A 12,786-nucleotide genomic window follows, 5' to 3' on the forward strand; every position below is an offset into this window, starting at 1 on the left:
CCTCAAGTCAACCGCATGACCGTGACGGTGGTCGTGTTGACGACGACCAGCACGGCCCAACACGTCGCGAGCCACACCGGGAGGATCGTGTATGCCGCCAGGGCGCTCCCGCCCAGGACGAGCACTTTGACCGCGATGGCGAGGACCGGCTGGTCGTAGGTCGCCTTCGGAGCGGCGAACAGTCCCCACAACACCGCGGCCACCCCGAGCACCACGACGACGGCCAGGACTCGTGCGACAACCGACTCAGGGGCCAGCCGCCATGCCCAGATGCCGAGCAGCGTGAACGCACCGAGCTCGACGAAGAACGCCACGATGTCGTTGACCCCGACGGCGCGGCCCACGGTGTCGTTCACTGCTGCTCGAGCCGGAAGACGGGGTGGTCGACGATGACCGCGGCGAGCTCGGCGTCGGTCGACTTCGCGCTGACACCCTCCGGGAAGAACTTCCCGACCTCCCATGCCCAGCGCTTCATGTAGTGGCGCATCACCGGGACAGCGGTCTCGTCACGCACTTCGTGCGCCGTGTATGACGCCTGGGACCGCCCGCTGCGCAACGTGATTCGAGGATCATGACGGACATTGCGTACCCATTGCGTCTGACCACGGGGCGCGACGAGGTAGAGCTTTCCGTCGACCCGCAACGGGTTGACCGGGGTGCTGTGCTGCTTGCCGGACTTGCGGCCGGTCACGACAAGTTCCTTCGCGCCGAACGCGCTGACGCCGAGGCGGGACAGTCGCTTCACGACGACGTTGAAGATCCGAGTGCTGCGGTCGAGCTGCTGAACGGGCATGGGTTGACCTCTCCTGGATTCCGAGAGCACCGCTCTCGAAATTGAGAGTAGCCCTTTTCTGACCACAAAACAAGAGCACCGCTCTCTCTTGTGTTCCCCGCTCACAGTTGTCAACATGAGTGGATGAGCCCGACCCCTCGCGAACGTGCCCGTGTCGACACCATGCAACGGATCCTGGAGTCCGGTCGCGCCCAGCTGGCCGAACACGGAGCAGCAGCGCTGTCCTTGCGCGCTGTCGCCCGCGATCTCGGGATGGTGTCGTCCGCCGTCTACCGCTACGTCGCCAATCGGGACGAGCTGCTGACCGCGCTGATCGTCGAGGGCTATCAGGACCTGGCCGACGTCGTCGAGGACGCGGCAGGCGGTCGCGCGGCCCCGGGTCGCCGGTTCATCGCACTGTGCGCGGCGATCCACCACTGGGCTCGGAAGAACCCGCACCAGTACGCCCTGCTCTACGGCTCCCCCGTCCCCGGCTACCGCGCCCCCCAGGACACCATCGTGGACGCAGCCCGGGTGCCGGTTGCCGCCATACAACTGGTGGATGCGGCGTGGACCGCCGGCGAACTCGCCGATGATGCGCCGATGCCGGCCGCCGGCCCGGCACTGCGCCGCCAGGCCAAGGACCTCGCGGCCGCGCTCGAAACGGCACTGCCCGAACGCGTCCTGGTGCGCTTCGCCGCCGCCTGGACACAAGTGTTCGGCGTCATCAGCTTCGACCTCTTCGGTCAGTTCGTCGGCAGCTTCGACCCCGGCGACCAGATCTGCACCTACACGTTCCGCACCGCCGCACGGACCATCGGCTTCCCCGAACCCTGAGTGCCTCGGCGAGTTCGACCGCTGCTCTCCCCCTCGGTAAAATGGCAGTCTGGTGTGCCGGGAAGTGTGGCCCGAAGATGCGTCCCTCATCTTCAACGCCACACCCGTGCTGTGGGATGTGCCGTCCTTCGGCCGGGCTGGTCGGCGTTGCTGTTCGCGACCCTGAACGACCCCGCACACCGAAAGGCTCCGTATGACGATCCGGCCCATCACGCGCGTGTTCACCCGCGGCGACTGGCCCGAAGCCCGCCGGGTCGCAGCACTCTTGCGCCAAGAGACCGTCGGCGGCGCACTCCTTCTCGTCGCCGCACTGGCCGCACTCGTCTGGGCCAACAGCCCGTGGCGCGACGGCTACCACGACCTGGTCGCCTTCGAGATCGGTCCCGACATCCTGCATCTACGGCTGAGCCTCGCGCACTGGACCTCCGACGGGCTGCTGGCGATCTTCTTCTTCCTGGCCGGACTCGAACTGAAGCACGAATTCACCCACGGAGCCCTGCGCGATCCCGGCAAGGCGGCCGTGCCGATCGTCGCCGCCTGCTGCGGTGTCGCCCTGCCGGCGATCCTGTACGCCGCCTGGCAGCTGTATGGCGGAGGCGCCCTCAAGGGCTGGGCGATCCCGACCGCGACCGACATCGCCTTCGCGCTGGCGGTGCTGGCGGTGATCGGCACGCACCTGCCGGCGGCACTGCGCTCCTTCCTGCTCACGCTTGCCGTCGTGGACGACCTGATCGCCATCACGATCATCGCGCTCTTCTACACCTCGAGCATCAGCATGCTCTGGCTCGTCGTCGCGGTCCTCGGTCTCGTCGCGTTCGGCATCACGATGAAACGTGGCCGAAACCCGTTGCTGCTCATTGCCTTTGGGTTGATCACCTGGCTCGCCGTGCTCAACTCCGGCATACACGCGACAGTCGCCGGTGTCGCGCTCGGCCTGTTGGTGCCGGTGACGGCGCTGCCCGGTGAGCACGAGTCGCTCGGTGCGCGCATCGACAACCGGCTGCGGCCGGTGTCCGCCGCGGTCTGCGTGCCGGCGTTCGCCTTCTGTGCGGCCGGGGTGACGGTCGTCGGCGGCGGCCTGGGCGACGCACTCCGCGACCCGGTCACCGTGGGCGTCGTGCTCGGCCTGGTGTTGGGCAAGGCGATCGGGGTGTTCGGCGGCACCGCGATGACGGTGCGGCTGACCCGTGCGGAGCTTGACGACGACCTCGCCTGGTCCGACGTGTTCGGCCTCAGCCTGTTGGCCGGTGTCGGCTTCACGGTCTCACTGCTCATCGGCGAGCTCGCGTTCGGCGACGGTTCGGTCGCCGACGAGCACGTGAAGCTCGGCATTCTCGGTGGCTCGATCCTGGCCGCGCTGCTCGCCACCGTGCTGTTGCGATCGCGCAATGCGACCTATCGACGCATCCACGAGATGGAGTCTCGCGACGCGGACGGCGACGGTGTCCCCGACTGTTACGCGGACGAAGGTCCGCAGGCCGCGCACTGACGCCGGCCCGCGCCCGGGCTTGCTGGGTACGACCGTGGCATGGATAAGGTACCGGTGAGTTCGTTGCGCTTATTCTGGCGAGAACAGACGAAGCGAGCCGACAACCACGACGAGGAGTAATCGATGGCCCAGACCACCAAAGGCACGGAGCGCAGCCTCGGCCAGTTGGTCGCGGACGCCTCCACCGACCTGAAGGCGATCGTCAAGGACGAGATCGCGCTGGCCAAGGTAGAGGTCAAGGCGGACGTCGCCAAGGGCGGCAAGGGCGCGGGCCTGCTGGCCGGTGCCGGACTCTTTGCGCTCTACATGCTCGGATTCCTGCTGCTCGCCCTCGCCTGGGGTCTGCACGCCGCGGGCCTGTCGGTCTGGCTCGGCATGCTGATCACCGCCGGGGTGCTGCTCGTGATCACCCTGATCCTCGCGCTGATGGGCGTCAGCGCCCTGAGGAAGATCAAGGGCAAGCCGGCTCGCACCATCGACAACGCGCAGCGCACCGTCGCCGCGGTCAAGCCGCCGAAGGTCTGATTTTCGCACGCAGACGAAAGCCCCGGGTTCGCCCGGGGCTTTCGTCATGTATGCCGAGCCGGATCAGCCGCCCTGCAGATAGCGACTCGGCACCGGACGCCGGTCGGCGCGGTCCCAGGGCTGCTCGAGACCGGCGAGCCGCAACGTCGCGTCGAGCAGGATCGCGGTGAAGCCCCACACGTAGAGCCCGTCGACCTCGAAGGCGGGCGCGACGAACTCCCGCCCGGGCACCGCCGCGCTGAACCGGTTGGCCGGGTCCACCAGCTGGGCGAGCGGCACCCGCTCCACCCGCGCGACCTCCGCCGTGTCGACGACACCGATCGGTGACGGACGCTCCCACCACGCGGCGATCGGGGTGACCCGGAAGCCCGTCACGCTCAGCGGCAGCGCCGGCAGCACGCCGACGACACGGACGCCGTCGCGGTCGAGGCCGACCTCTTCGTGCGCTTCGCGCAGTGCCGTGTCCGCAGCGGACACGTCGCCCGGGTCGACGCGACCGCCGGGGAACGACACCTGCCCGGCATGCTTGCGCAGGGTCGCTGCCCGCTCGGTGAGCACGACGTCCTGGCCACCGAACTCGTCGGGACCGAAGAGCATCAGCACCGCCGAGGCCCGCCCCTCCGCCTCGGGCAGCCCCGCGACCATCGGCGCCTCGTGGGCGCGCTGTTCCAACTCGCGCAGCCAGTCGGGCTCGGGCGCGGCGGAGGGGCCGGTCACAGGACCGCGACCGGCTCGGGCACACCCTCCGGCCGGGTCGCTCCGGGAGCCAGCTCGAACTTCAGCAGCTTGCGCGCCTTGTCCGGATCGGTCTCCCCCGCGCCGTATGACGGGCACCACCGCGCGATCGGACACACGCCGCACGCGGGCCGTTTGGCGTGGCAGATGCGCCGACCCTCGAAGATCAGGGTGTGGCTGAGCTGGGTCCACTCCTTGCGCGGGAACATCTCACCGATGGCGTGCTCGACCTTGACCGGGTCCTCCAGATCGGTCCAGCCCGCGCGACGTACCACGCGACCGAAGTGGGTGTCGACGGTCAACCCGGGCACACCGAAGGCGTCGCCGAGCACCACGAACGCGGTTTTGCGGCCGACTCCCGGGAGGGTGATCAGATCCGCCAGCTTCGGCGGGACCTGGCCGTCGAACCGCTCGACCAGTGCCTGCCCGAGGTTCATCACCGAGTTGGCCTTCGCCCGGAAGAAACCGGTCGGCCGCAACAGCTCCTCCAGCTCCTCGCGGTCGGCGGCGGCATACGCAGCAGCGTCCGGGTAGCGCGCGAAGAGCGTCGGTGTCACCTTGTTGACGCCGACGTCGGTGGTCTGGGCGGACAGGATGGTGGCGACCAGCAACTCCAGCGGTGTGGTGAAGTCGAGCTCGCAGTGCGCGTGCGGGAACTGCTCCTGCAATGCACGGAACATCTTGCGTGCCCGACGGGTGCGAGCCAGGTCTGATTCGGCCGAGACGTCGATGGGCTTCACGACATACGACCTTATGCCCGGGGTCGGACAGCGACTCGCGGGGCGCGAGGAGATGTGAGCTGCACAACTTCCGGCCGTGGCACGTGGCAGACTGCACATCGTGGATACCGAGGCTGTGCGCAAAGCGCCATTGTTCGCCGCTCTGGACGACGACGCCGCAGAAGCGTTGTTGTCGACGATGACCCGCACCAAGATCGCCCGGGGACAGGAGCTGTTCCACGAGGGCGAGCAGGGTGACTCGCTCTACGTGATCACCGGCGGCAAGGTGAAGCTGGGCCGCCGCTCCGCGGACGGCCGGGAGAACCTGCTGGCCATCCTCGGCGAGGGCGAGATGCTCGGGGAACTGAGCCTCTTCGACCCCGGCCCGCGTACGGCGACCGCGAGCGCCATCGCCGACACCGAGCTGGTCGGCCTCTCCCACCAGGACATGACCGCCTATCTCGGGACCCGTCCCGAGATCGCGATGACCATGCTCTCTGCACTGGCCGCACGGTTGCGCCGTACCAACGAAGCTCTCGGCGACCTCGTCTTCACCGACGTGCCGGGCCGCGTTGCGAAGGCGCTGCTGGATCTGTCCCGACGCTTCGGTCAGCCGTCCGGCGACGGCATCCTCGTGGCACACGACCTGACCCAGGAGGAGCTCGCCCAGCTGGTCGGCGCCTCCCGCGAGACGGTCAACAAGGCGCTCGCCGACTTCTCCTCGCGCGGCTGGATCAAGCTGGAAGCCCGAGCCGTCACGCTGATGGACTCCGAGCGCCTGCAGCGCCGGGCACGCTGACCCGACATACTGACCCGACATACTGTCCCCGCAGCGGGAACCACGCACCTGCCGGTGACGTCTGGATGACGGCACAGGGGCAGTTTGCTGACGGAGGAGAGGCGCGGGAGTGGACACGAGCGAGGCATCGGATGTGGCGGACGACCCACGCAATCACGTTGTGTTGTCACCGCATTCGTGGGTTGCCGGAAGTTCCGACATCGGGCAGCGCCATCACCGCAACGAGGACTCGATAGCCCTCGCCGCATCCAGTGAGCCCGGTGCCCGGGCGGTGCTGGTCGCCTGCGATGGCGTGTCCACCTCGACGGACTCGCACCTCGCGTCACAGGCCGCCGCCATCGCGGCGATGGAGCGCCTCTCCCAGCCGATGCCGCGTGCCGGTGTGCCCGACGCGACGTGGCTCGACACCGCCGCGCACGCCTTCGTCGAAGCCGCCGAGGCCGGCAGCGCGGCGGCCGCCGAGCTGGGCACCGACGACGACCCGACGCCACCGTCGTGCACGTTCGCGGCCGCCGTGGTCGAGGACAACCTCGTGGTCGGCGGCAACGTCGGTGACAGCCGGGTCTACTGGATCCCAGCCGCCGCCCCGGAACGCGCCGTCCAACTGGGCCAGGACGACTCGATGGCCAACGAGCTGATCCGGCACGGCGTCCCGCGCGACAACGCCGAGAACGCACCCAACGCCCACGCCATCACCCGCTGGCTGGGTCGCAACGCGCCGGACGATCTCACTCCCCGGCTCGCCCATCTGCTGGCCGAGGAGGCCGGCTGGGTGATCGTGTGCACCGACGGGCTCTGGAACTACTGCTCGGCGCCCGCGGACCTCTGGGATCTGGTCCACCGCGTCCGCACCTCGCACGGTGAGTCCGCCACCGAGATCACCGCCGGGCTGGTGGAGTTCGCCAACGATTCCGGCGGGCACGACAACATCAGCGTGGTGCTGGCCGCTCTCACACCGGGCACCCCGCCCGCGTAACCGCCGCTCGATTCAGCTGCGCAGGTACTCCAACTGCGCCTGCACGCTCCACTTCGCTGCGGGCCACACCTCGCGCGGGACGTCGGCGTAGACCCGCTCGACCACCGCTTGCGCGACATCGTCCGCGTCCGCGTCGCCGGCCGCGAGCGCGGCGCGCACCTGCTCCAGTCGCTCCAGTCGGTGCTGCTTGTATGCCGTGATGACCGCGGCCGCGTCGGGATGCGTCGGCCCGTGTGCCGGAGCCAGCGCAGTGGGACGCTCCGTCGCGATGGCGAGCAGCCTGTCCAGCGAATCCAGGTAAGGACCCAGTGCGCCGTCGGGATGCGCCACGACGGTGGTGCCGCGCCCCAGCACGGTGTCGCCGGTGACGAGCACATCGGCATCCGGCAGGTGGAACGACACCGAGTCGGCGGTGTGGCCAGGGGTCGTGATCGCCCGAATCCGCAACGACCCCAGCTCGATCCGCTCATCGTCGGCGAGTGGTTCGCCATACCCGCCGCCACGGATCGGCGCATCCACCAGCTGCGCCCAGCGCTCGAGCGACTCGGTGTGGTCGTGGTGCCAGTGGGTGATCAAGGTCAGCCCGACGCGCGCACCGCGCTGCTCGACATGTGCCAGCACGGCCTGCAGGTGGCCCTCGTTCAGCGGTCCCGGGTCGACCACGACTGCCGTCTCGTCGCCGGGCGCGTGCAGCACCCAGGTGTTCGTGCCGTCCAGGGTCATCGGGCCGGGATTGGGTGCGAGCACGGCGTGGGCCTGCTCACCGAGAGCGCCGCCGCGCCATACCGATTCAGTCGTCACGGCACGCAACGCTAGCGCGTTGCACCCGCGACCCGAACATGTGTCGGACCGACGCGCGTACTTGTCAAACGTTTACCGGCCACTGAATCGGAGTTTGCCTTGTGTGAATACCGTGAAGGGTGTTGAAGCTGAGGTTTCCCCTGGCCGAGGCTTCCACCAGGAACGACAAAGCTTCGTGCAAAGGACCCCGAACATGAAGAAGACTCTGCCCGCGGCGACTGCAACGGTCGCCATCCTCGCCCTCGCGGCCACCGCCCTCCCCGCGCAGGCCGCCACCAAGTCACCCGAGAAACCCACCAAGGCCGCCCAGGCCGCCGGCATCCATCAGATGGGTGGCGCGTATGCCGGCTGGGAGAAGCACAACAGCGCCGACCACGTGAGTTCGAACATCGCACCCTCCCCCGCACTGGCCGCGACGAAGACACTCGGCATCGACGTCTCGGCATACCAGGGCAACGTCAACTGGAGCTCGCAGTACAGCTCGGGCGTGCGCTGGGCCTACACCAAGGCGACGGAGGGCGATTACTACACGAACGCCTACTTCGCGCAGCAGTACAACGGCAGCTACAACGCCGGCATCATCCGCGGCGCCTATCACTTCGCCAATCCGGCCGGTCGGTCCGCGTCAGCGCAGGCCGACTACTTCGTCGCGCACGGCGGCGGCTGGTCCAAGGACGGCAAGACGCTGCCCGGCATGCTGGACATCGAGTACAACCCGTACGGCGCGACCTGTTACGGCCTGTCCCAGTCGGCGATGGTCACCTGGATCAAGACGTTCCTGGCCCGCTACAAGTACAAGACCGGTCGTGACGCCGTCATCTACACGACCACCGACTGGTGGAAGACCTGCACCGGCAACAGCACGGCATTCAGCCAGACCAATCCGTTGTGGATCGCGCGCTACGCGTCGACGCCCGGAACGCTGCCCGGCGGCTGGCCCTACTACACGATGTGGCAGTACACCTCGTCGCCGATCGACAAGGACTACTTCAACGGCGACATCACCCGCGTTCGCGCCCTCGCGAACGGCTGACCACCCCGTCAGGAAGCGACACACACCGGCAGGACGCGACCTGCGGGCCACTCCGGCTCGCAGGTCGTGTCCTGTCGGTTGTTTCGTGGCCTGTCCGTCGCACGGAGTTCGCCGGGATCTGTGAAGTCTTTACCGCCACGGGGTAATCACTTTACGTAGAACTCAATACCGTGAGGATTCCTTACCGAGCGTCGTGCGCCCTCCTGGACGACACCGCGCGCACCCAGTGGAGGAGCACCCATGAAGAAGTCCCTGGTCACCGCCGTCTGTATGACGGGAGCCGTCGCGTTGAGCGCCGCCGTCGCAGCGGGTCCGGCGCACGCCGCGCCCGCCCAGAAGAGCCCGACGGCGGCTGCGGCGCGCGCCGGCATACATGCACCGGGTGAGGCGTATGCCGGCTGGAAGAACGCCGGCGGTGCACTGACCCGCAGCGTGCGTCCTGCCGCGGCGGACGGGCAGACGCTGGGCATCGACGTCTCGAGTCACCAGGGCAACGTGGACTGGAGCGCGCAGTGGGGCGCCGGCGTGAAGTGGGCGTACACCAAGGCGACGGAGAACAACAACTACACGAATCCGTATTTTTCCCAGCAGTATTCAGGCTCCTACAACGTCGGCATGATCCGCGGCGCCTACCACTTCGGCATACCGAACGGCGCCTCTGCGGCGGCGCAGGCCGACTACTTCGCGGCGCACGGCGGCGGCTGGTCCAAGGACGGCAAGACGCTGCCCGGCATGCTGGACATGGAGTACAACCCGTACGGCGCGACCTGTTACGGCCTGTCCCAGGCGTCCATGGTCAGCTGGATCCGCGCCTGGCTCACGGAGTACAAGGCCAAGACCGGGCGTGATGCGGTGATCTACACCAACCTGGACTGGTGGAGCACCTGCACGGGCAACTCGACGGCGTTCAACCAGACCAACCCGCTGTGGGTGGCGCGCTACGCCTCCGCGCCGGGAACACTGCCCGGCGGCTGGCCCTACTACACGATCTGGCAGTACACCTCGTCGCCGATCGACAAGGACTGGTTCAACGGCGACATCACCCGAGTGCAGGCGCTCGCCAACGGCTGACGCGAAAGCGGGTCGAGTGCCGGGAGGAACGAGCGGCGTATCGAGACCCGGTCGAGAACCTCAGTCGTTCAGGTCGGCCCGCAGCAGCACTCGGTCGCCGTCCCGGACCGGCCGGGGCATCACGACGTGCAGACCTTCGCGGTTGATCGTCGCGGGCGCGACGTCCGGCCAGCCGGACAGCCGTTTGAGCTGCACGAGCGTCGGAGGAAACATCCGGACCTGCCCGGATGTTTCCTCCGCGATCACGTCGGCCGGGCGACGCCATACGGCCGTGTCGGCCTCGGAGGTGCGGTCGTCGGCGACCTGGCGGTCCGGCAGCCGCGCCGCGAAGAACCATGTGTCGTAGCGGCGTGGCTCCATCTCGGGCGTGACCCAATGGTCTTGCAGCGCAAGCAGATCCGAGCGAAGCACCAGGCCGCGGCGCTCGAGCAGCGCACCGAACGAGACCTCACGCTCGAGCACGGCGCTGCGATCCGCCTGCCAGTCGTCGGTCGACACGTCGAGCACCACGTCGTCGGCCGAAGCGCCCGCCAACAGCACGCCACATTCCTCGAAGACCTCGCGCACCGCAGCAATGACGATCGCCTGCGCGGTCTTCTCCGGTATGCCGAGCCGGCGGCCCCAGTCCGCCGGAGACGGCCCGGCCCACGGGACCGCCGATGTCTCGTCCCGGGCGTCGACACCGCCGCCCGGGAAGACCCACATCGACGGTGCGAACTTCATCGATGAGACCCGGCGCTGCATGAAAACCTCGACGCCGGAGCCGGATTCGCGGACCAGCAGCACGGTCGACGCACGCCGCGGCGGCGCGATGCTGCGGTCGGAGGCGGGCGTCGCCAGCCAGTCGAGCGCGTGCTGCCGCAGTGTCTCCGGCAGCTCGAGCTCGTGGGTCGAGGCCATCAGGACCGTCCTACTGGACGGAGACGACGATCTCGACCTCGACGGGCGCGTCCAGCGGCAGCGCGGCGACACCGACGGCCGAACGAGCGTGCGCGCCCGCCTCGCCGAAGGCCTTCGCCAGGAGTTCGCTGGCGCCGTTGATGACGACCGGCTGGCCTGTGAAGCTCGGGTCGCTCGCGACGAATCCGACGACCTTGACCACGCGGGTCACCTTGTCGAGATCACCGACCTGGGACTTGACGGCGGCGATCGCGTTGAGCGCGCAGGTCTGCGCCAGCTTCGCAGCGTCCTCCGCCGTCACCTCGGCACCCACCTTGCCGGTGGCGGCGAGCTTGCCGCCCACCAGCGGCAGCTGACCCGACGTGTAGACGAGGTTGCCCTCCTGCACGACCGGGACGTATGCCGCGACGGGTGCGGCGACCTCGGGGACTTCCAGACCCAGCTCGGCGAGACGGTCTTCAACTGCGGACATCTGTCACTGCTCCTTCGGACGCTTGAGGTAGGCAACGAGGCTGTTGCCGTCGGGGCCGGGGACGACTTGCACGAGTTCCCAGCCGTCCTCGCCCCACTGGTCGAGGATCTGCTTGGTGGCATGAACGATCAGCGGCACGGTTGCGTATTCCCAGGCGGTCATGCCGTCACCCTATTCCTGAACAAGCTGGTCGAGTGCCTGGGGGAGCGCAGCGGAGGAAGGCGTATCGAGACCGCGATCTCGATAGACGGCCTCGTCCCTCGACCGCACCCTTCGATACTCCCGTTCGTTCCTCACGGGCCACTCAGGACGATGCTCGATCCGCTTGAGCCATTCAGCGCGTCGGGTTGAAGGGCAGCAGCTCCGGCGGCGTGACGCCGGTGACCATCTGCTCGGCGAGCAACTGACCGGACAACGGGCCGAGAGTGATGCCCCACATGCCGTGACCACCGTTGGCGAAGACCCGCGGCACGTCGGTCGGACCGACCAGCGGCAGTCCGTCGACCGTGACCGGGCGGCCACCGACCCAGGTGTCCTGCCGGTCGTCCCAATCGACACCGGACAGAAGGGGTTTCGCGTTCTTGACGATCGCCTGGACCCGCTCGTCGTGCAACGGCTCCTCGGTGCCGGCGAACTCCATGGTGCCGCCGACGCGCAACCGATCGCCCAACGGCGTGCACGCGACCCGTTCGAACGGGAAGTAGACGGGGCACGGCACCGGACGATTCGCCTCGTCCGTGACCGACACCGAGAAGCTGTAGCCACGGCCGGCACGCAATGCGGTACGCACGCCGCACGCCTTCGCCAGCTCCGGCAACCAGGCACCGGTGGCGACGACGACCGCGTCGCCGGAGATCGGCTCGCCGCTGACCATCTCGACGGTCACCCCACCCGGGCCGTGGCGCAGTGCCCGGGCATTCGAACCGATGACGATCTTGCCGCCACGATCGGCGACGGCGTGGGCGAGCGCGTCGACATATTCACCGGGGTTGATGTACCGCTGGCCGCCGAGCCGGATCGCCTTCTCGACATCGGCGCTCACGATCGGCAGCTCCGCCCGCAAGGTGGCGTTGTCGACCTCGGTCGCCTCGAGCTCCAGCCCGGCCTCGCGGATCAGCTTGACCTCGTGCTCCAGGCCTGCGGCATCCTCGGCACGACGGAACGCAGCCATGATCGGCGCCTCGTGCGAGGTCGCCTGCACGCCGTGGTCCTCCAGGAACTGGTAGGCCTCGATGGCGCGCCGGTTCACCGGCACGTACTTGTCCATCGTCCGCTTCCACTGGCCCGGCGTGCAGCGACGCGCGAACCCGAGCAGGAACGCCGCCAGTTTGGGGTCCGGCTTCATCGGGATGTAGAGCGGCGAGTCCGGGTCGAGCAACGCCTTCAGGCCGTACTTGATCACCGACGGATCCGACAGCGGCACGCACAGGCCCGGCGACACCCAGCCGGCGTTGCCCCAGGAGCTGCCCGCTGCGACGCCGGACCGTTCCACCACCGTGACGTCGACGCCTCGCTCCTGCAGGTGCCAGGCGGTGGACAGGCCGACCATGCCGGCCCCGATGATGACGACGTGCGCGGTGCCGTGGCCCTTGGCGGGCCGAAGCGGTTCGAGCGCCATGGCGATCCTCTTTCCGGGGTGATTCGTTACCTCGCTTGG

The 12,786-nt window shown here is 68.5% G+C and carries 16 protein-coding genes; 7 read left to right on the forward strand and 9 right to left on the reverse strand.

Going from position 1 to position 12,786, the window contains the following annotated elements; all coding sequences use genetic code 11:
* Positions 1-2 precede the first annotated feature (2 nt).
* Positions 3-356: a DUF2568 domain-containing protein gene (locus tag ACZ50J_RS19800; RefSeq protein WP_464298873.1), complete on the reverse strand. Its 354-nt coding sequence runs from the start codon at positions 354-356 to the stop codon at positions 3-5.
* Positions 353-793, reverse strand: a complete 441-nt coding sequence (locus tag ACZ50J_RS19805) for a nitroreductase family deazaflavin-dependent oxidoreductase (protein WP_464298874.1) — start codon at positions 791-793, stop codon at positions 353-355. Before ACZ50J_RS19805 ends, ACZ50J_RS19800 begins: the two co-directional genes overlap by 4 nt.
* Positions 794-916: 123 nt before the next feature.
* On the opposite strand from ACZ50J_RS19805, the gene ACZ50J_RS19810 reads away from it, so the two are divergent.
* The 3 genes from ACZ50J_RS19810 (at position 917) to ACZ50J_RS19820 (ending at position 3,623) form a co-directional block, all read left to right on the forward strand.
* A complete protein-coding gene (locus ACZ50J_RS19810) occupies positions 917-1,609 on the forward strand; it encodes a TetR/AcrR family transcriptional regulator (RefSeq protein WP_464298875.1) in 693 nt (230 codons plus the stop codon).
* Positions 1,610-1,802: 193 nt separating this feature from the next.
* Complete coding sequence (gene nhaA / locus ACZ50J_RS19815) at positions 1,803-3,098, forward strand: Na+/H+ antiporter NhaA (RefSeq protein WP_464298876.1); 1,296 nt, start codon at positions 1,803-1,805, stop codon at positions 3,096-3,098.
* Positions 3,099-3,221: 123 nt separating this feature from the next.
* Positions 3,222-3,623 (forward strand): phage holin family protein, encoded by a 402-nt coding sequence (locus tag ACZ50J_RS19820; protein WP_464298877.1) that lies wholly within the window; start codon positions 3,222-3,224, stop codon positions 3,621-3,623.
* Positions 3,624-3,686: 63 nt separating this feature from the next.
* On the opposite strand, the gene ACZ50J_RS19825 is transcribed toward ACZ50J_RS19820, so the two are convergent.
* Both ACZ50J_RS19825 and nth read right to left on the reverse strand, forming a co-directional pair.
* Positions 3,687-4,340 (reverse strand): NUDIX hydrolase, encoded by a 654-nt coding sequence (locus ACZ50J_RS19825; protein ID WP_464298878.1) that lies wholly within the window; start codon positions 4,338-4,340, stop codon positions 3,687-3,689.
* Complete coding sequence (gene nth / locus ACZ50J_RS19830) at positions 4,337-5,098, reverse strand: endonuclease III (RefSeq protein ID WP_464298879.1); 762 nt, start codon at positions 5,096-5,098, stop codon at positions 4,337-4,339. The genes ACZ50J_RS19825 and nth overlap by 4 nt, the downstream gene beginning before the upstream one ends.
* 100 nt (positions 5,099-5,198) lie before the next feature.
* On the opposite strand from nth, the gene ACZ50J_RS19835 reads away from it, so the two are divergent.
* Together ACZ50J_RS19835 and ACZ50J_RS19840 are read left to right on the forward strand one after the other, a co-directional pair.
* The gene (locus ACZ50J_RS19835; RefSeq protein ID WP_464298880.1) at positions 5,199-5,876 is read left to right on the forward strand and encodes a Crp/Fnr family transcriptional regulator; all 678 of its coding nucleotides are present in this window, start codon (positions 5,199-5,201) and stop codon (positions 5,874-5,876) included.
* A gap of 109 nt (positions 5,877-5,985) precedes the next feature.
* Positions 5,986-6,852, forward strand: a complete 867-nt coding sequence (locus tag ACZ50J_RS19840; protein ID WP_464298881.1) for a PP2C family protein-serine/threonine phosphatase — start codon at positions 5,986-5,988, stop codon at positions 6,850-6,852.
* Positions 6,853-6,864: 12 nt separating this feature from the next.
* Here ACZ50J_RS19840 and ACZ50J_RS19845 read toward each other — a convergent pair whose 3' ends face one another.
* Complete coding sequence (locus tag ACZ50J_RS19845; protein WP_464298882.1) at positions 6,865-7,653, reverse strand: MBL fold metallo-hydrolase; 789 nt, start codon at positions 7,651-7,653, stop codon at positions 6,865-6,867.
* Positions 7,654-7,846: 193 nt separating this feature from the next.
* On the opposite strand from ACZ50J_RS19845, the gene ACZ50J_RS19850 reads away from it, so the two are divergent.
* Entirely contained in the window at positions 7,847-8,686 is an 840-nt protein-coding gene (locus ACZ50J_RS19850; RefSeq protein WP_464298883.1) for a lysozyme, read from the forward strand.
* 240 nt (positions 8,687-8,926) lie between these two features.
* The gene (locus ACZ50J_RS19855) at positions 8,927-9,757 is read left to right on the forward strand and encodes a GH25 family lysozyme (RefSeq protein WP_464298884.1); all 831 of its coding nucleotides are present in this window, start codon (positions 8,927-8,929) and stop codon (positions 9,755-9,757) included.
* A gap of 60 nt (positions 9,758-9,817) precedes the next feature.
* On the opposite strand, the gene ACZ50J_RS19860 is transcribed toward ACZ50J_RS19855, so the two are convergent.
* The 4 genes from ACZ50J_RS19860 to ACZ50J_RS19875 form a co-directional block, all read right to left on the reverse strand.
* Complete coding sequence (locus ACZ50J_RS19860) at positions 9,818-10,657, reverse strand: NUDIX hydrolase (protein WP_464298885.1); 840 nt, start codon at positions 10,655-10,657, stop codon at positions 9,818-9,820.
* A gap of 10 nt (positions 10,658-10,667) precedes the next feature.
* Positions 10,668-11,129 (reverse strand): RidA family protein, encoded by a 462-nt coding sequence (locus ACZ50J_RS19865; protein WP_464298886.1) that lies wholly within the window; start codon positions 11,127-11,129, stop codon positions 10,668-10,670.
* 3 nt (positions 11,130-11,132) lie between these two features.
* Entirely contained in the window at positions 11,133-11,291 is a 159-nt protein-coding gene (locus ACZ50J_RS19870) for a DUF4177 domain-containing protein (RefSeq protein ID WP_325552288.1), read from the reverse strand.
* 172 nt (positions 11,292-11,463) lie between these two features.
* Positions 11,464-12,747, reverse strand: a complete 1,284-nt coding sequence (locus tag ACZ50J_RS19875; RefSeq protein ID WP_464298887.1) for an NAD(P)/FAD-dependent oxidoreductase — start codon at positions 12,745-12,747, stop codon at positions 11,464-11,466.
* Positions 12,748-12,786 lie beyond the last annotated feature (39 nt).

The sequence above is a fragment of the Flexivirga sp. G2 genome, from assembly GCF_055397625.1.

Coding starts and splice junctions, on each gene's coding strand:
- ACZ50J_RS19875 (WP_464298887.1), bottom strand. CDS start 12,747: ATGGCGCTCGAACCGCTTCGGCCCGCCAAGGGCCACGGCACCGCGCAC.
- ACZ50J_RS19820 (WP_464298877.1), top strand. CDS start 3,222: ATGGCCCAGACCACCAAAGGCACGGAGCGCAGCCTCGGCCAGTTGGTC.
- ACZ50J_RS19870 (WP_325552288.1), bottom strand. CDS start 11,291: ATGACCGCCTGGGAATACGCAACCGTGCCGCTGATCGTTCATGCCACC.
- ACZ50J_RS19865 (WP_464298886.1), bottom strand. CDS start 11,129: ATGTCCGCAGTTGAAGACCGTCTCGCCGAGCTGGGTCTGGAAGTCCCC.
- ACZ50J_RS19855 (WP_464298884.1), top strand. CDS start 8,927: ATGAAGAAGTCCCTGGTCACCGCCGTCTGTATGACGGGAGCCGTCGCG.
- ACZ50J_RS19805 (WP_464298874.1), bottom strand. CDS start 793: ATGCCCGTTCAGCAGCTCGACCGCAGCACTCGGATCTTCAACGTCGTC.
- ACZ50J_RS19850 (WP_464298883.1), top strand. CDS start 7,847: ATGAAGAAGACTCTGCCCGCGGCGACTGCAACGGTCGCCATCCTCGCC.
- ACZ50J_RS19810 (WP_464298875.1), top strand. CDS start 917: ATGAGCCCGACCCCTCGCGAACGTGCCCGTGTCGACACCATGCAACGG.
- nhaA (WP_464298876.1), top strand. CDS start 1,803: ATGACGATCCGGCCCATCACGCGCGTGTTCACCCGCGGCGACTGGCCC.
- ACZ50J_RS19860 (WP_464298885.1), bottom strand. CDS start 10,657: ATGGCCTCGACCCACGAGCTCGAGCTGCCGGAGACACTGCGGCAGCAC.